The 20,874-nt window shown below is 73.0% G+C and carries 14 protein-coding genes; 5 read left to right on the forward strand and 9 right to left on the reverse strand.

Translation table 11 applies throughout. The annotated features are described in order from the left end of the window. The coding region (locus C4T42_RS19050; protein WP_146074008.1) for a phosphopantetheine-binding protein at positions 1-357 on the forward strand (357 nt) is incomplete at its 5' end. Beyond that, the gene (locus C4T42_RS19055) at positions 354-4,460 is read left to right on the forward strand and encodes a non-ribosomal peptide synthetase (protein WP_103985621.1); all 4,107 of its coding nucleotides are present in this window, start codon (positions 354-356) and stop codon (positions 4,458-4,460) included. The genes C4T42_RS19050 and C4T42_RS19055, both read left to right, overlap by 4 nt. Positions 4,461-4,759: 299 nt before the next feature. Here the strand turns inward: C4T42_RS19055 and C4T42_RS19060 are convergent, their stop codons facing one another. The 5 genes from C4T42_RS19060 to C4T42_RS19080 form a co-directional block, all read right to left on the reverse strand. After that, complete coding sequence (locus tag C4T42_RS19060) at positions 4,760-6,982, reverse strand: TonB-dependent siderophore receptor (protein ID WP_244603228.1); 2,223 nt, start codon at positions 6,980-6,982, stop codon at positions 4,760-4,762. A gap of 352 nt (positions 6,983-7,334) precedes the next feature. Next, positions 7,335-7,622 (reverse strand): hypothetical protein, encoded by a 288-nt coding sequence (locus tag C4T42_RS19065; RefSeq protein WP_020094334.1) that lies wholly within the window; start codon positions 7,620-7,622, stop codon positions 7,335-7,337. Positions 7,623-7,768: 146 nt separating this feature from the next. Beyond that, the gene (locus tag C4T42_RS19070; RefSeq protein WP_103985623.1) at positions 7,769-8,113 is read right to left on the reverse strand and encodes a hypothetical protein; all 345 of its coding nucleotides are present in this window, start codon (positions 8,111-8,113) and stop codon (positions 7,769-7,771) included. Positions 8,114-8,131: 18 nt separating this feature from the next. Then, positions 8,132-9,469: an acyclic terpene utilization AtuA family protein gene (locus tag C4T42_RS19075; protein ID WP_103985624.1), complete on the reverse strand. Its 1,338-nt coding sequence runs from the start codon at positions 9,467-9,469 to the stop codon at positions 8,132-8,134. 26 nt (positions 9,470-9,495) lie between these two features. Further along, positions 9,496-10,821 carry a citrate:proton symporter gene (locus C4T42_RS19080; protein WP_103985625.1) on the reverse strand — a complete coding sequence of 442 codons (1,326 nt, stop codon included), beginning with the start codon at positions 10,819-10,821 and terminating at the stop codon, positions 9,496-9,498. Between the two features lie 116 nt (positions 10,822-10,937). On the opposite strand from C4T42_RS19080, the gene C4T42_RS19085 reads away from it, so the two are divergent. After that, on the forward strand, positions 10,938-11,864 hold the full coding sequence (locus C4T42_RS19085; protein ID WP_020094330.1) for a LysR family transcriptional regulator: 927 nt from the start codon (positions 10,938-10,940) through the stop codon (positions 11,862-11,864). 16 nt (positions 11,865-11,880) lie between these two features. Here C4T42_RS19085 and C4T42_RS19090 read toward each other — a convergent pair whose 3' ends face one another. After that, the gene (locus C4T42_RS19090) at positions 11,881-13,701 is read right to left on the reverse strand and encodes an amidohydrolase (RefSeq protein WP_020094329.1); all 1,821 of its coding nucleotides are present in this window, start codon (positions 13,699-13,701) and stop codon (positions 11,881-11,883) included. A 319-nt stretch (positions 13,702-14,020) separates the two neighbouring features. Here C4T42_RS19090 and C4T42_RS19095 point away from each other — a divergent pair, with 319 nt between their 5' ends. Continuing rightward, positions 14,021-14,293 carry a hypothetical protein gene (locus tag C4T42_RS19095; RefSeq protein ID WP_020094328.1) on the forward strand — a complete coding sequence of 91 codons (273 nt, stop codon included), beginning with the start codon at positions 14,021-14,023 and terminating at the stop codon, positions 14,291-14,293. A gap of 221 nt (positions 14,294-14,514) precedes the next feature. Here the strand turns inward: C4T42_RS19095 and C4T42_RS19100 are convergent, their stop codons facing one another. Continuing rightward, a complete protein-coding gene (locus C4T42_RS19100) occupies positions 14,515-16,206 on the reverse strand; it encodes a methyl-accepting chemotaxis protein (RefSeq protein ID WP_103985626.1) in 1,692 nt (563 codons plus the stop codon). Between the two features lie 284 nt (positions 16,207-16,490). After that, positions 16,491-17,462 carry a bifunctional helix-turn-helix transcriptional regulator/GNAT family N-acetyltransferase gene (locus tag C4T42_RS19105; protein ID WP_091927673.1) on the reverse strand — a complete coding sequence of 324 codons (972 nt, stop codon included), beginning with the start codon at positions 17,460-17,462 and terminating at the stop codon, positions 16,491-16,493. 226 nt (positions 17,463-17,688) lie between these two features. On the opposite strand from C4T42_RS19105, the gene C4T42_RS19110 reads away from it, so the two are divergent. Further along, positions 17,689-18,624, forward strand: a complete 936-nt coding sequence (locus tag C4T42_RS19110; RefSeq protein ID WP_056533482.1) for a helix-turn-helix domain-containing protein — start codon at positions 17,689-17,691, stop codon at positions 18,622-18,624. A gap of 87 nt (positions 18,625-18,711) precedes the next feature. Here C4T42_RS19110 and C4T42_RS19115 read toward each other — a convergent pair whose 3' ends face one another. After that, on the reverse strand, positions 18,712-20,850 hold the full coding sequence (locus tag C4T42_RS19115; protein ID WP_181049185.1) for a TonB-dependent receptor: 2,139 nt from the start codon (positions 20,848-20,850) through the stop codon (positions 18,712-18,714). Between the last annotated feature and the right edge of the window lie 24 nt (positions 20,851-20,874).

A 20,874-nucleotide genomic window follows, 5' to 3' on the forward strand; every position in this document is an offset into this window, starting at 1 on the left:
GACGCGGACGTGCCCGCCCGGGACGCCGACCCGCCGCGCACGGCGACCGAGCGGCGCCTCGCCGATCTCTGGGCCGCGGTGCTCGGCCTGCCCGGCCCCGACGCCGTCGCCCGCTCCGACACCTTCTTCGAGCGCGGCGGCGATTCCATCCTCGTGATGAAGCTCGTCGCCGCCGTCCAGGAGAGCCTGGGACCGCGCCTGCCGCTGCGCGCGGTCTTCGATCACCCGACTCTGGCGGATCTGGCCGCCCGGATCGACGCGGACGGCAGCACCGGCGGGGCCGGGGCGGCCGACCTCACCGACATGGAGAGCTGGCTCGACGCGATCGAGACGGCGGCAGGAGCGACGCGGACATGACCCTTCAGGCCACGCAGATCGCGCGACGCTTCGCCCGGCTCGCGCCGGAGCAGCGCCGGGCCTTCCTCGCCAAGCTCGCCGAGAACGGGATCGACTTCGCCACCCTGCCGATCGTCCCGGCGGACGGAGACAGGACGGCGCTGCCGCTCTCGGCGGCGCAGCGCGGCCTGTGGCTGACCTGGCAACGCGAGCCACTGAGCCCGGCCTACAACCTGACCGGCATCGTCGAGATCGCCGGGACCCTCGATCCGGCGCGGCTCCAGGCCGCCGTCGACGACCTCGTGCGGCGCCACGAGCCGCTGCGCACCACCTTCGGACTGGATCCGCAGGGCGAGCCGTGCCAGCGCGTCCACCCGGCCGCCCCGGTCCCGATCCGGGTCCGCGAGGGGCTCGACGCCGCCGCCAGCGACGCCCTCGCGGAGGCCCTGGCCCGCACGCCGTTCGATCTGGAGGCCGGCCCCCTGCTCCGCGTCGAGTTGCACCGCCTCGGGTACGGCACCGACCGGATCCTGCTCGGCCTGCACCACATCGCCGCCGACGGGCAGTCGATCCCCCTGCTGCTGCGCGACCTCGATGCCCTGTACGCGGCCCGGTCGCGGGAGGCGGGGGCCGACGGTCTGCCGCCGCTGCCCGTGCAGTACGCGGATTACGCCCTCTGGCAGCACGGCCGGCTCGAGGCCGGGGAGGCCGAGCGCCAGGCCGCGTACTGGCGCTCGGAACTGGGCGCGTCCCCGGCCGAGACGCCGCTGCCCCTCGACCGGCCCCGCCGCGCGGAGCGCGCCGCTTCGGGCGGGATCCACGCGTTCCGGATCCCGCCCGAAGTGAGCGAGCCCCTGCGAAGCCTCGCCCGCCGCGAGGGCGCGACGCCGTTCATGGCCGCCCTCGCGGGGTTCGCCCTGACGCTGGCGCGCTACGGCGACGGCGCGGACGTGCGCGTCGGCCTGCCGCTCGCCGACCGCGCGCGGCCCGAGACGCGCGGCATGGTCGGCCACCTGACGGGCATCGGGGTCCTGCGGGCCCGCGTCGACCCGCGCGACGGTTTCCGCGCCCATCTCCGGCAGGTCCGCGATCGGCTGCTGGCCGCCCAGGCGCACGCCGACCTGCCGTTCGACCGGATCGTCGCAGCGTCGGCGACGGAGCGTCGGCCCGGACTCCACCCGCTGTTCCAGGTCAAGGTCACCGAGCAGGCCGCGCCCCCGCCCGACGCCCGGTTCGCCGGCCGGCCGATGCGGCTGCGCGGCCTCGACGGGGGCGACGTCCACTTCGATCTCAGCCTCGATCTCGTCGATTCCACCGAGGGCCTGTGCGGCCGCCTGGCCTTCGCCCGCGACCTGTTCGACCCCGAGACCGTCGCGGGCCTGGCCGAGGCCTTCGCGACGCTGCTCGCCGCGGCCGTCGCCGAACCCGATCGCCCGCTCTACGCGCTGGCGAGCCCCGCCCCCGCCCCGGCCGCGCTCGACGGGGTCGCGCTCGACGTGGTCGCGGCCTGGCGCGCCCGCGCGGCCGAGGCGCCGGAGGCGCCCGCCCTGCGGCAGGGCCGGCGCTCCCACAGCCGGGCCGAGCTGGATGCCGCCTCGGACCGCCTCGCCGCGCGGCTGGCCGCGGACGGGGCGGGGCCGGAGACGCGGGTCGCCCTCCATCTCGGCCGCGGCCCCGAATGGGTGCTCGGCCTCCTGGCGATCCTCAAGACCGGCGCCGCTTACGTGCCGATCGATCCCGGCCTGCCGGCCGCCCGCCGGGCCGACCTCGTGGCCGAGTGCGGGGCCTGCCTCGTCCTGGGCGACCCTGTTCCGGGCGACCGGCCCGACCGGCCGGTGATCGCGGCGCGCTTCGACCCGGCCGAGGACGCGGCGGCCCCGCCCTTCGCGGCCGCGCCGCCGCATCCCGACGCGGCGGCCTACATCCTCTACACCTCGGGTTCCACGGGCCGGCCTAAGGGGGTCGTCGTGACCCGCGGCGGCCTCGCGCAGTACGTGGCCGGGATGCTCGCGCGCGTCGGCCTGCCCGCCGGCGGCCGCGTCGCCATGGCCTCGACCGTGGCGGCCGACCTGGGCAACACCGTGCTGTTCGGCGCGCTGGCCGGCGGCTCGGAACTCGACCTCCTCGACCACGAGACCGCCCTCGACCCCGACCGCTTCGCCGCGGCGGTCGGGGGGGACGCGGCCGGGGGCCGGAAGGTCGACGCCCTGAAGATCGCGCCGAGCCACCTCGGCGCCCTGCTCCAGGCGGCCGACCCCGCCGCCGCGCTGCCCGAACGGCTCCTCATCCTCGGCGGCGAGGCGCTGCGCTGGCCCCTCGTCGACCGGATCGCCGCGCTGAAGCCCGGCTGCCGGGTGGTCAACCATTACGGGCCGACCGAGGCGACGGTCGGCGCGCTGTGCCAGGAGGTCCGCGCGGGGGCGGAGCACCGTGGCGGTGCGCTCGGCCCGGAGGACGGGGCCGGACGCTGGGCCGGCGGCGCGCCCATCGGGACGCCGCTCCCGGGCGTCCGCGCGCGCGTGCTCGACGGATTCCTCGCACCGGTGCCGCCGGGCGCGACGGGGGAGCTCTACCTCGGCGGGCCGCAGGTCGCGCGGGGCTATCTCGACCGGCCGGGCCTCACCGCCGAGCGGTTCGTCCCGGACCCGCACGCCGGCCCCGGGGCGCGCCTCTATCGGACCGGCGACCGCGTCCGGCTTCTCCGCGACGGCAGCCTCGCCTTCGTGGGCCGGGCCGACGACCAAGTGAAGATCCGGGGCCACCGGGTCGAGCCCGGCGAGGCGACCGCGGCCCTGCGCGAGCTTCCGGGAATCCGCGACGCCGCCGTCATCGCGCTCGCCGAACCGGAGGCCGACGGGGTGGAGGGCCCGCGCCTCGCCGGCTACGTCGTGGCCGATCCGGACCTCGACCTCGCCGCGCTGGGCGCCCGGCTCGCCGAGCGCCTGCCGCCGGCCCTCGTGCCGACGAGCCTGACCCGGCTCGACGCGCTGCCCCTGACCCCCAACGGCAAGCTCGACCGGCGCGCCCTGGCGTCGCTGGAGGCGGCGCGCGGGACGGACGGGAAGGATCCGCCCCGGGACGGGACGGAGCGGGCGCTCGCCGCCCTCTGGGCCGACCTCCTCGGCCTGGATCCGTCCGCGATCGGCCGCCACGACGCCTTCGCCGACCTCGGCGGCGACTCGATCCTGAGCCTGAAGATGCTCGCGCGCATCCGCCGGGAGGGCGTCGCGGGGGGCAAGACCCTCACCCTCGCGCAGATCCTCGGCGCGAAGAGCCTCGCCGACCTCGCCGAACGCGTCGCGCCGGCGGCTCCGCGCGGGCCGGAGATCGTCCATCTCCGCCGCGAGGGCGGACGGATCCCGCTCTTCTGCGTCCCCGGCTTGATCGCCAACGCGACCGAGTTCGCCGCGCTGGCCGCACGGCTCGGGCCGGAGCGGCCGGTCCACGGCTTCGTCAGCCACGTCTACACGGAGGCGCGCTGGCAGGGGTACGACGTGCCCGCGCTGAGCGGCGCCTACGCGGAGTGCATCGCCGCGCACGCGCCGGGCGGCCGGTGCGCGCTGGTCGGCTGGTCGTCCGGCGGCGACCTCGCCTACGAGACCGCGCGCCGTCTCGACGGGCGCGTGCGCGTCGACTTCCTGGGCCTCGTGGACGTGTTCGAGTCGGTGCCCTTCGCGGCGCCGCGGACCCTGGACGCGGACACGCGGGCGCTGGCCGCGCGGCGCCGCGCGGACTGGCTGGACGGCTCGCGGATGGCCGAGCAGTGGCGCGGGCTGATCGCCCGCATGGACGCGGACGAGCGGGAGGCGCTCGACGCCTACCTCGTCGACAACCCGGAACTGCCCGCGGACGGGCCCGACTTGACGGCGCGCGAGTTCGAGCTGTGGGCCCTCTTGGACAAGCGCGTGCGGGCCAAGCGCCACGCCTTCGCGCCGCTGTCGCGGCCCGTGCACGTCTTCCAGGCCGCGGATTCGCTGACGCGACCGGAGCGCCTGCGCGACTGGAGCGCGCTGGCGCCCGTCGCGGACCTGAGGATCGTTCCCGGCGCGCGGCACCTGGACATCCTCCGGAGCACCGCGTTCCAGGACGCGTTCGCCGAGGCCCTCGACGCGGCCGAAGCCTGATCCGGGCGCGGGCCCTTCCGCGAGGGCCCGCGTCGATCCCGACGGGACGGCGGCTCCGGCGCCGCGTTCGGCGCGGGCCTCTTCTCCCGCGCGCGGGACGAGGGGCCGCGGGGACCCGGAGCGCGCGGCGCTCCCGGTCTGCGGCGGGCGCAGGGGCGCGTCGGATCAGGGACCGCGCGCCGATCCGGCCGGGGCCGACGCTGGCGGGGTCACGGCGGCCGTCCGACGCGGATGCCCGGGCGCGGTCCCGCCGCGTCCGGACCCGCCGCCCCGCGTGGGGGCGGCCGCCGGCGAGAGACTCACCACCGGTATGTGAGCGTCCCGAACACGTTGCGCGGCTCGCTGTACCGGCAGCCATTCACCGTGACGCAGGTGACGTAGGAATGGTCGAGGACGTTGCGGGCGTTGATCTGGGCGCGCCACCCCTTGAGGCTCGGGTCGGCGACGCCGAAATCGTAGAGCGCCACGAGGTCGAACAGGGTCGCCGCGCGCGAGTCGAAGGTCGCGCCCGAGATGTTCGAGCTGCCGACGTAGCGCACGCCGCCGCCGAGCCGCAGGCCCGGGATCCCGAACATGCCCATGTCGTAGGTGCCGAACACGCCGGCCTGGTTGTAGGGCACGAGGTCGAGGCGCTGGTTGAAGTTCGCCGCGACCGTGGTCCGCGTCTGCCGGGCATCGGTGTACGAGTAGGAGGCGACGGCCTCCAGCGGGCCGAAATTCGTCCGCGCCTCGGCCTCGAAGCCCTGCGAGCGGACCTGCCCGGCCTGCGTGCTGAAGACCGGGTTGACCGGGTCGGCCACCAGCGCGTTCGTCTGGTTGATCCGGTAGACCGCGGCGCTGAGCAGGGTGTCGGCGCCCGGCACCTCCCAGCGCAGGCCGCCCTCGTACTGCTCGCCGAGCGAGGGCTGGAACGGGTTGCCGTTCCGGTCAGTGACCGCGAAGGTCTGGAAGGACTGGCTGTAGGAGACGTAGGGCGCCAGCCCGTAATCGCCGAGATAGAGCAGGCCGAGCCGCCCGCTGAAGGCGCTGTCGTTCTGATCGAGCTGCGCGCCGGTGCGGTAGGTGAGGACCTGCGTGCGCGCGAAGTCCTGGCGGCCGCCGGCCAGGAAGACGAAGCGGTCGAACCTGACCTGATCCTGGACGTAGATGCCGACCTGGTCGAGCAGGCTCTTCGAGCCGGTGTTGATCGCGTAGTTGATCCGCGGGTAGGTCAGGCCGTAGACCGGGGCATAGACGTTGAGATTGCCGACAGTGCCGCTGGTGTAGCGCTCCGAGTTCAGGAAGCTGCGGTAGTAGTCGATGCCGGTCAGCAGCGTGTGGGCGGTCGGGCCGATGACGAACTTCGTCTCGAGCGAGGTGTCCGACGCCACGCCGGTCGCGTTCTCGTTGCGCATGCTGATGCCGCGCGTCGCGACCTGCCGGTTCGCCAGCAGCCCGTTCGGGAGCAGGTAGTCCCAGTCGACCCCCGACTGGTAGTAGCGCAGGGCGTGGCGCAGCCGGACCGAGTCCGAGAAGGCGTGATCGATCTGGTAGCCGATCGCGCCCGATCGGGAATCGTAGCGGTCGAAGGCGGGCTCGCCGTAGAACCGGTCGATGGCGAAGCGGGGGAATTGCCCGTTGGGCAGCAGCGTGCCGACCGCCGAGAGCGGCGGCTGGAAGCGCGTGTGGATCTCCTGGTAGTAGCCGAGCAGCGTGACGGAGGTCGCCGTCGACGGCCGCCACGTGATCGCGGGCGCGATGTAGCGCTTGTCGTCGGGCGTGTACGCGAGATAGCTGTCGCTGTTGCGGATCAGCCCGGTCAGCCGGTACGACCACGCGCCGTCGTCGGTGAGCGGTCCGGTGAAATCGCCCGACACTTCCTTGCGATTGTACTGGCCGAAGCTGACGTTCATCTCGTTGAACGGCGTCTGGAGCGGATGCTTGCTGACGGCGTTGACGATGCCGCCGGGGGAGAGCTGGCCGTACAGGATCGACGCCGCGCCCTTGAGGACCTCCAGGCGCTCCAGCCCGTACGGCTCCTGCGTCCCGTCATAGACGCCCGATTGCAGCTTCAGACCATCGCGCAGCAGTCCCGAGTTGCCCGCCTCGACGGTGAAGCCGCGGATCGTGAAACCGTCGGAGACCTTGGCGAAGCCGCCCACGGCCTGGCTGCTCAGGCCGGGCGTGTAGGCCAGGGCCTCGGCCAGCGTCGAGGCCCCCTCGTCGCGTATCTGACGGGCCCCCACGACGTTGATCGTCTGCGGCGTCTCGATGATCGGCGTGTCCGTCTTCGTGCCGGACGCGCTCGCCTTGGCAACGTAACCGTTGACCGGCCCGGTCGCCGTGTTGGGCGACAATCCTCCCTGTCCGACAACCTGGATCTCGTCGAGGGTGACAGCAGTCTGCCCGCCGCTCACCGGCTGCGCGGCCAACTCGTCGGCGGGCAACGAGATACCGACAGCCGCCGACAGCAGGAGCGGCCCCCAATACGGGAGGCGCTTCTGTGGTCGATCGGACGGAGCGGGGGCGAAATCGACGCACATGCAGGCAACTCTTAGGCGCTGCAGCCGCCGCGGTCGGATTCGGCTGCGAGACCTCCATCTGCGCGGCCGCCGTACAGGAACGCAATAGGTCAAGCCCGCCTGTGAGCCTATAACGGCAGTTCAGTTGCAGATCAGAGACAAAATCAACATGTAATAATTCTAATTTGCGAGATTTACCCGGACCGACCCGTCGGGACGAGTCGCGTGAGATCGGCGGAAAAGAGTTGCGCGCAAGCGCTCTACTGCGATGTGCTAGTCCTCGCAGAACAACCCGGCAGGGATGGCGGGATCGACGTGATCCGTGACGCGGGCGCGGGGGCCCGTCGAACGACGCCCGGCTTGGGGCCCGCTCTCAGACGGCCCAGTCCGCCGCCAGCGCGGCGGCCGCGTACCGGGCGCGCGCCGCGGCGTCGCGCGGGAGCCCGGCGCGCTCGCACCACGCCGCGAAGATCTCCGGCTCGACCGGCACGCGCACGACCTCGACGCCGCTGCGCTGCACCTCCCGTTCCATCTGCTCCGTGGCGACGCGCCAGGTCTCGTAATCGGGGGGCAGCTTGGCGCCGTCCGCGAGGCTGGTGCGCAGGGCTGGGTACTGCTCCGGGGTGTACCAGGGCAGTCCGACGCGGCGGGGGCGGTCCATCTGGGCTCTTCGAACGGTCACGCTGAACGACCGTCAACGGTCATGGGCGGCCTCTGGTTCGAACCCGCCTCGCGATCATGCCGCGGCGGCCGGGCGCTGGTCGGTGGGCATGGATACGCTCGCTCTCGCCCCGGCGGCCTCGACCCTCACCGTCTCGGGCTTCCCCGCGCGGCTCGGCCGGCGCTGCGGTCCGGGATGTCCAGATCGAGGAGCGCGGCGCCGAGGCCCTTGCCGTGCGCGTCGAGGGCCAGGGAGCGGGTGACGCCGCCGCCGAGCGCGCCCGAGAGCACGAAGTTCAGCGCCCCGAGCTTCGGCAGCGCGTAGCGGGTCACGTCGCCGGTCACGATCCCGCGGAAATGCGCCCGCACCCGCTCGGCCGTGACGTGCGCCGCGAGGTGCTCGTAATCGGCCGCGTCGTAGGCGACCAGCGCGATGTTCGACGTGTTGCCCTTGTCGCCCGTGCGGGCATGGGCGAGCGCGCGCAGCTTCATCCTCGGGACTCCCGGCTCTCAGGCTTCGACGACGTGCACGCGCGGCCGGACGAGGGCGGCCGGGACGAGGACCGACTGCACCGCCACCACCTCGCGGGCCGATTTCCAGGCGCCGCCGCCGCCGGCCGGGCCGTTGGTGTAGAGCGTCTCGACCTCGTTGCCGATCCGCACGGCCTCGGCGTGGGTCTCGGTCCGCCCGGCGACGCGCAGGCGGACCTCATAGGGCTCCCCCCCGCCCGACAGCGCCGCGCCGTGGAGCGCGTCGACGCCGATCAGGTCGCAGCGCAGCTCGGTCGTCGCCACGCCGGTGAGGGCGAGGCGCTCGCGCACCACCGACAGGGCGAGCCGGCCGCGGGCCAGGGCGCCGGGCCCGGCGTAGGAGATCTGCCCCTCACCGATATAGGAGTCCACGTACCCGACCGAGACCTTCAGGAGGCCCGTCGCCGGCGCGCCCGTCGCGCCGCGCACCCGGACGCGGTCGGGGCCGACCTGCTCCATCTCGACATCGGAGAAGTCGCCGACCACGTCCGGCTGGATGTAGCGCGCCGGGTCGTGCACCTCGTAGAGCAGCTGCTCCTTGCAGGTGGCGAGGCTGATCCGGCCGCCCGAGCCCGCGACCTTCGTGATCTCGACCGTGCCGTCCTCGGCCACGATCCCGATGGGGAAGCCGAGGCGCGCGAGGTCCGGTACGTCCTTGCAGCCCGGATCGGCGAAGTAGCCGCCGGTGATCTGGCCGGCGCATTCGAGGAGGTGGCCCGCGAGGGTGCCGCGGCCCAGGCGCTCCCAGTCGTTCATCGCCCAGCCGAAGGCGTGCACCAGGGGGGCCAGGAACAGGGCCGGGTCGCCGACGCGGCCGGTGATGACCACGTCGGCGCCGTCCGCGAGGGCGGCCACGATCGGCGCCGCGCCGAGATAGGCGTTCGCCGAGACGACGCGGTTGCCGAGGCCGGCGACCGGCTCGCCGCTCTCCTCCAGGACGAAGTCGCCCGCCCGCACCGCGTCGAGCAGGTCGTCGCCGGTCACCGCGGCGATCCGCAGGCCGGCGAGGCCCATCTCCCGCGCGAGCGCCCCGGCCTTCCGGGCGGCGGCGACCGGGTTGGCGGCGCCCATGTTGGTGACGATGCGGATGCCGCGGGCCCGGCACGGCCCGAGCACGGCCCGCAGGCGCGCCTCCAGCAGCGGATCGTAGCCGCCCTCGGGGTCGCGCAGCTTCGCCTGCTGCGCCAGCGCGATGGTGCGCTCGGCGAGGCACTCGAACACGAGGTAGTCGAGGTCGCCGCGCTCGGCGAGTTCGACGGCGGGCTCGATGCGGTCTCCGGCATAGCCGGCGCCGGCGCCGAGGCGGACGGTTCTCATGGCGCGCTCTCCGCTGTCAGAGGGGTTCAGATGGGGAAGACGCCGAAGACGACGCAGGCGAGGGTCATCACCACCGAGGCCGCCAGCAGGAACGGGAAGGTGAATCTCTGGTGGTCGGCGAGGTCGATCCCGGTCAGGCCGCAGACCAGGAAGGTCGCGGGCGTCAGCGGGCTGACGGGGAAGCCCGTCGTCATCTGGCCGAGCAGCGCCCCCTGGGCGACCTGGACCGGCGGGACGCCGAGCTGGTGGGCCACCTCCGCCACCACCGGCAGGACGCCGAAGTAGAACGAGTCCGGGTCGAACAGCATCGACAGGGGCATCGACACGAGGCCGAGCCCGAACGGGATGTGGCGCCCCATCTCGGGAGGCACGAAGGTGACGGCCGTCTGGGCCATGGCCCTGAGCATGCCGGTGCCCTGCATGATCCCGGTGAACACGCCGGCGGCGAGGAGGATCGAGGCCATCAGGATCGCGGCCCTGGCGTGCGCGTCGACGCGCTGCCGCTGGGCGTCGACCTGCGGGTAGTTGATGACCAGCGCGAGCGCCGTGCCGAGCATGAACATCAGCGCCGGCGGCACCTTCTCGGCCAGGAACACCATCGTCCCGAGGACCGCGGCCGTGAGGACGATGTTGATCCAGAAGCGGTCGGGCCGGCGCAGGGCCCGCTCCGCGTCGCTGAGGGTCCGGGCGGTCGTGGCCGGGCCGGGCGCGGCCCCCGCGGACCCCGTCGCCCCGGGGACGAGGGCCAGACGGCGCTCCTCCCGCAGGCCGAGCCAGTACGAGGCGGCGAAGATGAAGACGAGCCCGACCGCCTGTACCGGCACGAGGGGCGAGAAGATCTCGGGGATCGGCAGCTTGAGGGCCGCGGAGGCACGGATCATCGGCCCGGTCCAGGGCAGGAAATTCACCCCCGCCGCCATCGAGGCGGCGCAGGCCAGGACGCGCCGGTCGATGCCGACGCGGTCGTAGAGCGGCAGCATCGCCGGGATGGTGATCAGGAACGTCACCGCGCCCGACCCGTCGAGGTGGATCAGCAGCGCCAGCAGGGTGGTGCCGGGCACGATCCGGGTGGGGCGGGTGCCGACCCGGGCGAGGATCCGGTCGATGATCGGGTCGAGCATCCCGGCATCGCTGACGATGCCGAAGAACAGGATCGCGAACACGAACATGCCGACGACGCCCGCGAGGCTCTGCAGGCCGGCGAGGACGAACTTGCCGGTGTCGAATCCGAACCCGCCGATCAGGGCGGCCGCGACCGGGATGACGATCAGCGCCACGAGGGGCGACATCCGCTTGGTCAGGATGGCGGCGAGCAGCAGCGCGATCGTGCACAGGCCGAGCAGGGCCAGCATCCGTTCCTCCCGTTGGCGCCGGCGTGGTTCGGATCCGCGCCTGTATCGGGTCAGGAAACGGCGGACGGCTTCATGATACAATTGAAAAGATCGGATCGCAGCGATAGCCTGAGATTATGGATCTCAGCCTGCGGCAAGTCCGGGCCTTCGTGTCCGTCGTCCAGGTCGGCAGCTTCACCCGCGCGGCCGCCCTGCTGAACCTGTCGCAGCCCGCCCTGACGGTTCAGGTCCAGCGCCTGGAGGAGATGCTCGACGGGCGGCTCCTCGACCGGACCAGCCGCACCGTCGCGCCGACGCGGCTCGGCCGCGAGCTGCTGCCCGTGTTCGAGCGGGTGCTGCGCGACCTCGACGCCGTGGTGGTCGACACCCGCGACCTCGCGGCACGGCGCCACGGGGTCGTGCGCGTCGCGACGCTGCCGTCCTTCGCGGCGAGCGTGCTGTCCGACGCGATTGTCCGCTTCCGCGCCGAGCACCCCGCCGTGACGTTTCGGATCAAGGACGTCATCGCGCAGCGGGTGCTCGACCTCGTGCGCGACGAGGAGGCGGATCTCGGCATCGTCGGCGGCGACGTCCGCGATCCGGAGATCGGCGTCCTGCACCGGACGCGCGACGCCCTGCACGTGATCTATCCCGCCGATCACCCGATCGGCGCGCTGCCCCGGGTCACGATCGCGGCGCTCGCCGAGCACCCCCTGATCCTGATGGACCCGGCCACGAGCGTGCGGGCGGTGGTCGACCGCGCCTTCGTCGGCTCGGGCCGCCTGCCCCGCGTGGCCTGCGAGGCCACCTACATGATGACCGCTGTCAGCATGGTCCGGGCCGGCCTCGGCCTGACGATCCTCCCGGGCGCGGCGCGGGAGATCCGGGCCGAGCCCCTGCTCCGTTCGCGGCCGATCGACGACCCGCTGTTCGAGCGTCCGGTCTGCCTGATCAAGAAGGCCGGGCGGACGATGCCGCCTGCGGCCGAGGCGTTCTGCCGGTTGGTGGCGGACCGGCTCGCGGATCCGGGCGGGACGGCCGCCGGCGCCGCGCCGGGCCCCTGACCGGTCGGCCAGCTCCTCAGGCCCGGTGCCGCACGACGCCGTCCATCATGGTCAGGGCGACCTTGGTCCGGTGGATCTCGTGCGGATCGATCGTCAGGATGTTGCGGTCGAGGACGATCAGGTCGGCGCGCTTGCCCACCTCCACCGACCCGATCCTGTCGTCCATGCGGAGCTGGTAGGCGGCGCCCATCGTGTTGGCGTGGATCGCCTCCGCGACCGTCAGGCGCTCGTCGGCGGGGCTCAGCACGGGCGCGTCCGGCCGGCCGACCAGCTGCCGCGTCACGCCGACCTGGATCGACGTGAGGGGCTCGTAGGTCGAGACGTAGCCGGCCGCCGGCCAGTCCGTGCCGAAGGAGACCCGCCCGCCCTGCTTCAGGATCGTCCTGGTCCGGTACATCCGGCTGGCGCGACGCGCGCCGTAGCGCGCCATCATGTTCTGCAGCGTGTCGGGATCGGCCGAAGACCAGTTGGCCGAGAACTGCGCGGTCACGCCGAGCCGGGCGAAGCGGGGCGCGTCGCTGTCCTCGACATAGACCAAGTGGGCGATGGCGTGCCGCCGGTCGCGGGCCGGGTTGTTCGCCACGGCCTTCTCGATGGCGTCGAGGGCGACGCGGGCGGTCCGCTCGCCGCAGGCGTGGACGTGGACGTCGAAGCCCGCCGCGTCGACCGCGCCGACGAGGTCGTGCCACTGCGCCTCGGTGAAGGGCGACCCTCCGGTCGAGTCGGGCATGTCGGCGTAGGGCTCGATCAGCCACGCCGTGTAGCCGCCCTGCGAGCCGTCGCCGACGATCTTCACGATGTCGACGTGCACGAGCTCGCCGGAGACCTGCCGACGCACGGCGTTGAACTGCTCGACCGTGTCGTCGATCGGCAGCGACTTCACCGAGTAGGAGGCGGAGACGCGGAACGGCAGCGTGCCGCGCTTCTCGGCCTCCACGTAGAGCGCGATGATGGCGGCCTGATCGCTGCCGACGGGCGGGACGCCCGCGTCGAAGACCGTGGTGATGCCGGCGGCCGCGGCCTTGGGCAGCCAGCCCTCCAGCAGGCTGCCCATGGCGGCGACGCTGATGGGTTCCACGGCGTTGACCAGCCCGAGGACCGCGTTGACCTCGAGCACGTAGCCGGTGGGGTCGCCCTTCTGGTCGCGCGCGTAGTAGCTGAAGCGCGGGATCGGGTCGGGCGTGTCCCGGTCGACGCCGGCCATCGCCAGCGCCTTGGAATTGGCCCACAGGCTGTGCCCGTCGATGGCGAAGAAGAAGGCCGGCCGGTCCGGCAGGATGGCGTCGAGTTCGGCCCGGTTGGGGCCCTCCGGGGGAAACATGTCGACGCGCCACCCGAAGCCGCGGATCGGCCCGGTCGGATGCGCCTTCGCGTAGGACTCGATGGCCGCGAGGACCTGGGCGAGGTTCTCGCGCTGCAGGTCGACCCCGGACGTCAGGAACGCGCCGAGGAAGGGGTGGGTGTGGCCCTCGACGAAGCCGGGCATCAGCAGCCGGCCCTGGAGATCCACCACCTGCGTGGCCGGGCCGGCCAGCGCCAGCGCGCCGGCCGCGTCACCGACATGGACGATGGTGTTGCCGCGCACCGCGACCGCCTCGGCCCAGGGGGCCGGCCCCGCCACCGTGTAGACGGGGCCGTTGTGGAACACGACGTCGGCGGGCCCCGCGGCGGCCGCGCGGCCGCTCCCCGGTTCGGCGCGGGCGCCCGTCGGGACGAGGTCCAGCGCGAGCGCCGTCGCGGTGATGGCCGCGCCCGACCGCAGCACCGCGCGCCGATTGACGGCGCGCCCGCCCCCGAAGGCCTGGAAATGGGGCGCCCAGTCACACGCGACGCACATGCGAGGCTCCCTGTTCCCGGATCCGCTCCCGACGGGACCCGATCCCGCTCTTGTAAATACTTAGCTAATATTTATTAGCGATCGACTAAGATCTGACCGGATAGATTTCGCCCGATGATCGCGCGATCGGATCGGACTGACCGGGCCGGCAGCCGAACCGGTCCGCCAAGCGATCGCTCCGAGCGCAGTCGGGACTCTATCGGCCAGTCGGATTACGGTGGATAGTGGAGCCATCCGGCTCACGACTGGACGAAGGCGGTTTCGGGAGGCGACGGATACTGCCAAGCTGTTTCACGCGCGCTCGACGACGGGAGGTACGATGACCCGAACCCTCTTCCGCTCCGCGGGCCTGGCCCTGCTGAGCCTGGCCGTCCCGGCCACCCTCGCGGCCCAGGGCCTGGCGCCCGACCAGACCGGGACGGGCGGCGGCCCGGCCACGACGATCACGGCGCCGAACACCAACAGCCTCGGCGTGACCAAACCCCCCGGCACGTCCCTCGGCCCGGGCGAGGTGCCGCCGCGCGCCGTGCAGGAGCACGAGCGCGCCCGGCTCAACAAGATCGAGCGCAGCATCTGCGACGGCTGCAACTGAGCGCGGGCGTGGCGGCCCGATCCCCGGGCCGACCGGCGCGCCGAGGCCCCACGCGGGCGGCGGTCCCGGTCGTTGTGCACCGTTCCGGATTATAGATCCGGGAGACAGACGCTCCGGCGGGGCAGCCTCGCCATGCCCCCTCTGCCGTGCGGGAGAGCGGCCCGCACCGCGGACGGCACGGGCTCGGCGATCGCCCCGTCGCGCCTCGATCGGGCGCAGCTCTAGGCGGCCCGGACCTCGTCCAGGAAGCTGCGGACGGCCCGGCTGAGCCCGTCGGACCGGACCGCGAGGGTGCGCGCGGCGTCAAGAACCTGCGTCGCGGCCGATCCGGTCTCGCCGGCCCCCTCGCGCACCGATCCGATATGGCCCGTGACCTGCCGGGTCCCGTGCGCGGCCGCCTGGACGTTCCGCGCGATCTCGCGCGTGGCCGCGCCCTGCTCCTCGATCGCCGAGGCGATGTGGGTGGCGATGCCCGACATGTCGTCGATCGTGCGGCTCACGCCGTGGACCGCCTCCACCGCGCCCCGCGTGGCGGACTGGATCGCGCCGATCCGGGCGGAGATCTCCTGGGTCGCCCGGGCCGTCTGCTCGGCCAGCGTCTTGACCTCGGCGGCCACCACCGCGAAGCCGCGGCCGGCCTCGCCGGCGCGCGCCGCCTCGATGGTGGCGTTGAGGGCGAGGAGGTTGGTCTGGCTCGCCACGCCCGAGATCAGGCCGGCGGCCGCGCCGATCCGGTTGGCGCTGTCGGACAGCTCCCGGATGATGGTGCCGGTCTCCTGCGCGCGGGCGATGGCCGAGGCGGCGATCTCCACCGAATGGGTCACCTGCCCGCTGATCTCCTGCACGGAGGCCGCCATCTCCTCGGTCGCGCTCGCGACCTGCTGGACGTTACCGGAGGTCTGCTCGGCGGCGACCGAGACGCTCGCCGCGAGGGTGTTGGTCTGCGCGGCGATCTCGGTCATCGAGGCGGCGGTCGCCTCCATCTCGGTGGCGGCGGCGGTGAGCTCGTCCGTGAGCGCCCCGGCCTCCCGCTCGAAACCGCGGGTGATGCGGTCGAGCAGCTCGGCGCGGCGCATCTTGGCGGCGTCGGCCTCGGCCTGAAGGGCGGCCAGCCGCCGCGCCTCGATCCCCGAATCCTTGAAGACCTGCACGGCGTCGGCGATCTGGCCGATCTCGTTCCGCTCCCCCTGGTGCGGGATCGCGACCGCGAGGTCCCCGGCCGCCAGCCGCCGCATCGGTTCCAGCACGGCGCGGACACTGGCGGCGATGCTCCGCACGATCAGCGCGCCGAGCGCGGTCGCGAGCACGAGGGCGATGGCGCCGATCGCCAGCATGAGCCGCTTCGCGCCGGAGGCGGCGGCCGCTCCCTGGGCGATCGCCGTCTCGCCGCTGGCGTTGTTGAGCGCCACGATCTCCTCGAGCGCCTGGGAGGCCGCCTTGATGTGGGGGCGGACGCCGACCAAGCTCTCGCGCAGCGCCAGATCCTTGCGGCCCGTCCGCGAGTATTCCAGCACGGCCGGGATCGCCGCTAGGTAGCTCTTCCATTCCCGGTCGAACACGTCGAAGAGCGCGCGCTCCTTCGGACCGTCGATCAGCGGCGCGTAGTTGCGCATCGCGGCGGCCACCGCCTCCGTCTTCTTCGCCAGGGCCGCCTCCTCGGCCCGCATGTGGGCGGCCTCGGGATAGAGGATGTGGTTCACGACGCTGACGCGCACGTCGATCACGTTGCCGCGCAGCTCGCCGGCGTAGCGCACGCTGGGCAGGGTGCCGTTGCCGAGGCGGATCTGGTCCTCGGCGAGATCGCCGACGGCGTGCAGGCCCACGCCGCCGACGAGGAGCAGACAGACGATGAGCAGCCCGAGTGCTCCGACCAGCCGGTGCTGGATCGAGAGTTTCGCGAACCAAGCTTTCATTGTCCGAGCGCAGCTCCAGAGCGAGACCGCCAAGATGGAAGCGTGACGATAAGATTCCGTTACGGGATCTGTTGCTGATGCTCTCACAAACAGATCGCCCAAATCAATTTTCAGTTGAAATCTTCGCGCCCATCATTTTGTCTGTCCGCGCATCGTCACTGCTGAACGAGATCTGACGCAGAGTGCGCGGCTGTCCTCCGCGGATGGGAGCGGCTCGCTGCGGCGCCGCGCGGGCCCGCGCACGGCCGGGAACGGGTCGCCCTCGGCGCGTCGGGCGCGCGGCGTCACAGGGGATAGCGCATGGCCACGTTGCAGCGGGCATAGCGCCGGCCGAACCGGTCCATGATCTCCGGGTCGTGCCGGAACCCGACCTTCTCGTACAGGTGCACGGCGGCCGCGCACTTGGTGTTGGTCAGCAGGTAGAGCGTCTCGATCTCCATGGCCGCGGCGCGGGCCAGCACCGCCCGCAGCAGGTGCTCGCCGGCCTTGCGGCCCCGGGCCCGCGCGGACACGGCCATCTTGGTCAGCTCGTAGCAGCCCGCCTCCGTCCGCATCAGCGCGCAGGTGCCGACGATCCCGAGATCCGCCGACTCAACGAACAGGATGAGCCCGCCGCGGTCCAGGATCTCGCCGCGGGGATCGGACAGGATCCGGCGGTCGTTCTCCTCCAGCGCGAACATCGCCTCGATCCACTCGGCGTTGATGTCGCGGAAGCGGTCCGCCAGCGCGTCCGTGTAGTCCCGGATCGTCAGGCCCGTCGCGGCGTCGCCGGCCGCGCCGTCCTGGCGGATGCGGGCCGCGAACGGGACGGCGTCGAGCCTGCGCTCCAGGGCGGCGACCTGGTCCAGTAGGGGGCCCGACAGGCCGGCACACAGGCTCGCGACGGCCCTGTCGACGCGCGGCCAGAGCGCGTCCTTGGCGCGCGCCATCAGGGCCTTGCCCGCACCGCTGAGCGACAGCGCCTTCTGGCGAAGGTCCGCGTCCGACCGCGCCTCTTCGAGCAAGCCGAGCGCGACGAGGCTCGCCGCCGTGCGCGTGGCCGCCGGCTGGCTGACGCCGAGGGCGGCGGCGGCGTCGCCGATGGTCAGCGGTCCGTAGCGGTCGATGGCGGCGAGGAGCGGGAACTGGGCCGGCTGGATGCCGAGCCCCTCGTCCCGCAGGATCCGGGCGGCGTCGGCCTGGAAGCGGTCGGCGAGGCGCTTGAGGCGGCTGCCCAGGAACAGCGGCCCGAGTTCGTCGAGGATGTCTGCCGGCATGTCGGTTCTCCCGACATCAATTATATAACGCGTTATGTTTCTCGCAAGCCCTGGTGGCCCGAAGGTCGTCCCATCGCGGCACTGCCGCGATGGGACGATGGCCCCGGGGTACAGACTGTCACCCCGCGGGAGCGGGTCGCGTCAGATCGTAGATTGTGTCCCGTGCGCACTGGTCGATCGCGCAACGTAAGGTAAAATCACTCAACCCTCGCTCATCGGTCCCGCCGTGAACGTCGTACCCCGTTCCCTCTTCACGACGGATGCCCTGCCGGAGCGCGACCGCTTCGCCGCGTGGCGCGCGCTGTTCGCAGCCCACGACCTCGATGCCGATCCGCACGGCTTCTCGGGCCGGATCGAGACGACGCTGATCGGCCCGATGGCCCTGCGCGTCATGAGCGCCGCACCGCAGGGGCCGGCCCGATCCCGCTCCCGGATCCGGCGCGACGGTCAGGACGGGTTCGTCCTGCACCTCAGCCGGCACGCCTACAGCGTCGAGACCGAACGGGGCGTGGCGGAGGTTCCGGCGGGCGCGGTCAGCCTCAACGACCTGTCGCAGCCGTACCGCCGCAGCCGGGTGCCGGAGACGGACTCGCTGATCCTGGCCGTCCCGCGCGCCTCCATCGCCACCGTGCTGCCGGACGAGGACGCGATGCACGGACTGATCCTGACCGGCGGCGCGGGCCGCCTGCTCGCCGACCATATCCGGAGCCTGGCCGCGCATAGCGGCGCGATCACCGCGACCGACGCCGCCCCGATCGCGCAGGCCACGCTCCACATGGTCGCGGCCTGCGCGCGCCCGAGCCTGGAGGGAGCGGCCCGCGCGGCCGCGCCGCTCGAGGCCGCCCGGCTCAGGGCCGCGAAGCGGTTCATCCGCGGCCAGCTCGACACGCCGCCCCGGATCGACGCGATCGCGCGGGCGCTCGGCATATCGCGCTCCCAGCTCTACCGCCTGTTCGAGCCGGAAGGTGGGGTGGCGCGTTACCGCGCGCGGCAGCGCCTCGCGGCCGTGCGGGCCGCCCTCGACAATCCGCTGGAGCCGCGGTCGATCGGCGCGATCGGGGAGGCCTACGGCTTCGGGAGCGGCGCCCAGCTCAGTCGCGCGTTCCGGGAGACCTACGGCCTGACCCCGCGCGACTACCGGGTCTCGCGCAGCGGCGGCTGACGCGACCGGGACGCCGGGACGAAGTCCGTCGCGGCGTGGGTCTGCCGCGAGGGAGTCGGGACCCGCGTGTCGTCGTGGCGCTGGCGGTCAGAACCGCCCGGCGATCGTCAGGCGCACGGCCGTGGGCTCCACCGGGTGGAAGACGCGGTCGATCAGCCCCTCGGCGGGCTCGCCCGGAAGGCGCGAGACGTAGGCGTAGGTGATCTGGTCGGCCTTGCTGTTCGTCAGATTGAGCACGTCCAGCGAGACGCTCACCCCGGTGTCGAACAGGTAGCCGATGCGGCCGTTGAGCAGGGCGGTCGCCCGGGAGCGGATCGCGTTGTCCTCGATGAGCGGGCGCGGCCCGAAATAGCGGACCCGCAGGCTCCCGAACCAGCCGAGGGGCTCGCCGAAGGTCACGCCCGCCGACGCGATGGTCGTGGGGGCCTCCGGCACCCGGTTGCCCGCCGGGTCGTAGCTGGAGAACCGGGCTTTGGTGATCGTCAGATCCCCGTCCAGGGACAGCCACGGCGTCACCGCGTAGCGGTTCGTCCACTCGACGCCGAACCGGCGGGTCGGGCGGCTCGGCTCCGTGGTGCCGGTGTCGCCCTGGAAGATGTTCTCCGAGGCGAAGTCGAGCCGGAACAGCGCGAGGCTCGTCTCCAGCCCGGCGATCGACCGGTTGCGCAGGCCGAGCTCGTAGCCCGTGGAGGGCACCAGGAAGGGCGACCGGGTGATGTTGAACAGGGGGCTCGCGGGATCGACCGTGGCGGTGACGCCGCGCGCGTCGTTCGAGTGGAAGCCGCCGCCGTAATTCACGTAGATCTCGGTGTCGGACCACGGTCCGAGCACGAGGCCGAGCTTCGGGTTGACGATGCCGTCGGTGGCCCGTCCCGAGTTCGCCGGCGTGTCCGAGCGGACGTCGGCGTAGTAGCCGTCCGCCCGCACGCCGACGCTCGTGCGCAGCCACTCGGTCCAGCGCACCCGCGTGTCGAGGTAGAGGGCGCCGCTCGATTCCAGCACGCGGTCGTCGAGCACGGTCGAGCGGTACTGGCGGAAGGCGGTGTTGAACAGGCCGACGCGGATCGAGTCCGTCCGCGTCTGGGCGCCGACCTCGACCTCCAGCGGCCGGCCGAACAGGTCGCCCTGGAAGTTGTGCAGCACCTCGCCGCCGCCGAGGACGCGCTGGTCGAGCTGGTGGAACTGGTCGCCGCCGACGGGATCGTTGAGGAAGTAGGTGAAGTCGTTGAACAGGTTCATCTGGTAGCGGATCACGTAGGCCGAGGCCCGGGTGATGCCGGTGTCGTCCGTCGCGCTGAACCGCCCCGACAGGGAGAAGCGGGCGGTGTCGCCGCCATCCGTGGGGTTGAGGGTGCCGTAGCGGCCGATCAGGCCCGCGCCGACGGCCCGCTCCGGGATCTGGTTGGTGGCCGTCCAGCGGGACGCGTAGGCCATGCCGGTGACCGCGAACCCGTCCAGCGCCGTGCCCTGGCTGTAGCGGGCGACGCCGTTGAGCTTGCGCAGCGCGTCCGGGACGGTCCACGGCCCGTCGTAGACCTGCGCCTCGCCGGCCACCAGCAGGGTGCCCTCGCCCAGCGGGGCCGAGGCGATCGACAGGGCCCGCTTGTAGCCGAAGCTGCCGATCGAGGTCAGCGCGAGATTCTCCCGCACGGTGTCGAGATAGTCGATGCGCACCGAGCCCGCGGAGGCGAAGTCGCCGTCGCGCACGAAGTACGGCCCCTTGTGGTACTCCACCGCGCCGACGAGTTCGGGGATGAGGAAGTTGAGGTCGGCGTAGCCCTGGCCGTGGGCGTGGGTGCGCATGTTGACCGGCATGCCGTCGACGCTGATGGCGATGTCGGTCCCGTGGTCGAGGTTGAAGCCGCGCAGGAAGTACTGGTTGGCCTTCCCCTCCCCGCTGTGCTGGGTGACGATCAGGCCCGGCACTGCCTCCAGCACCTCGCCGGGCCGCGTGACCGGGCGGGCGTTGAGGACCGCCCCGCCGATGAGGCCGGCGCTGGCCGCGTCGACGCTCAGCAGGGCGCCGCCGATCCCGGTGACGCCGCCGACATAGCCCGCGCTGGCGCCGGGCCCGTCCGTCGCGGGGATGACTGGAGGCGCCGCGGGGACCACCGAGATCTCGGACAGGGTGACGGCCGACGGTGTCGGGGCGCCCTCACCCGGCGCCGCCCAGCCGCGCCCGGCGGTCGCGACGACGAGGCCGCCCGCGGCGAGCAGCCGGGTCACGGCGCGGAAGCCGGGGGCGGCAGG

It is taken from the genome of Methylobacterium sp. 190mf (assembly GCF_900107945.1).
Classification (GTDB): Bacteria; Pseudomonadota; Alphaproteobacteria; order Rhizobiales; family Beijerinckiaceae; genus Methylobacterium.

Bases quoted from the DNA above. Each gene is read 5' to 3' on its own strand.
- C4T42_RS19065 (WP_020094334.1), bottom strand. From the start codon at position 7,622: ATGGACCGCCCCCGCCGCGTCGGACTGCCCTGGTACACCCCGGAGCAG.
- C4T42_RS19070 (WP_103985623.1), bottom strand. From the start codon at position 8,113: ATGAAGCTGCGCGCGCTCGCCCATGCCCGCACGGGCGACAAGGGCAAC.
- C4T42_RS19055 (WP_103985621.1), top strand. From the start codon at position 354: ATGACCCTTCAGGCCACGCAGATCGCGCGACGCTTCGCCCGGCTCGCG.
- C4T42_RS19080 (WP_103985625.1), bottom strand. From the start codon at position 10,821: ATGCTGGCCCTGCTCGGCCTGTGCACGATCGCGCTGCTGCTCGCCGCC.
- C4T42_RS19085 (WP_020094330.1), top strand. From the start codon at position 10,938: ATGGATCTCAGCCTGCGGCAAGTCCGGGCCTTCGTGTCCGTCGTCCAG.
- C4T42_RS19075 (WP_103985624.1), bottom strand. From the start codon at position 9,469: ATGAGAACCGTCCGCCTCGGCGCCGGCGCCGGCTATGCCGGAGACCGC.
- C4T42_RS19090 (WP_020094329.1), bottom strand. From the start codon at position 13,701: ATGTGCGTCGCGTGTGACTGGGCGCCCCATTTCCAGGCCTTCGGGGGC.
- C4T42_RS19100 (WP_103985626.1), bottom strand. From the start codon at position 16,206: ATGAAAGCTTGGTTCGCGAAACTCTCGATCCAGCACCGGCTGGTCGGA.
- C4T42_RS19105 (WP_091927673.1), bottom strand. From the start codon at position 17,462: ATGCCGGCAGACATCCTCGACGAACTCGGGCCGCTGTTCCTGGGCAGC.
- C4T42_RS19060 (WP_244603228.1), bottom strand. From the start codon at position 6,982: ATGTGCGTCGATTTCGCCCCCGCTCCGTCCGATCGACCACAGAAGCGC.
- C4T42_RS19095 (WP_020094328.1), top strand. From the start codon at position 14,021: ATGACCCGAACCCTCTTCCGCTCCGCGGGCCTGGCCCTGCTGAGCCTG.